Genomic DNA, 518 nt, shown 5'->3' with positions numbered 1-518 from the left:
CACCGGGGCGCCCGCGCCGCCCGCGCCCGGCTCCAGCGCGTCGAGGGCCCGGCGCAATCCGGTGAGCTTACGCTCGAGATGCGCCGCCGTGGCCACCGCCGCCGCGTCCGCGGAGTCGTCGTCCAGCTGCTTGGACAGTGCCTCCGCCTGCTCCTCGACGGCCGCGAGCCGCGCGGACAGCTCGGCGAGCAGGCCGGCCGACTCCTTGCCGGCGACACCGCCCTTGCCGCCGCCCTCCAACTGCAGCCGCAGCAGCGCGGCCTGCTCACGGAGCTGGCAGTTCTTCATGTACAGCTCGACGAAGACCGAGACCTTCGCACGCAGCACCCACGGGTCGAACGGCTTGGAGATGTAGTCCACCGCGCCCGCCGCGTAGCCCCGGAAGGTGTGGTGCGGGCCGTGGTTGATCGCCGTGAGGAAGATGATCGGGATGTCCCGGGTCCGCTCGCGCCGCTTGATGTGCGCGGCGGTCTCGAACCCGTCCATGCCCGGCATCTGGACATCCAGCAGAATGACCG

1 protein-coding gene is annotated in these 518 nt (G+C 71.8%); it reads right to left on the bottom strand.

Annotated elements, in window-relative coordinates; genetic code table 11:
• On the bottom strand, positions 1-518 hold a 518-nt coding region (locus tag IE312_RS20800; RefSeq protein ID WP_229900226.1), incomplete at both ends, for a response regulator.

This window comes from Streptomyces capoamus, assembly GCF_014654935.1.
Lineage (GTDB): Bacteria > Actinomycetota > Actinomycetes > Streptomycetales > Streptomycetaceae > Streptomyces > Streptomyces capoamus.
The sequence above is the reverse complement of the archived record's forward strand: the minus strand, read 5'-3'. Positions and strand labels throughout refer to the sequence as shown.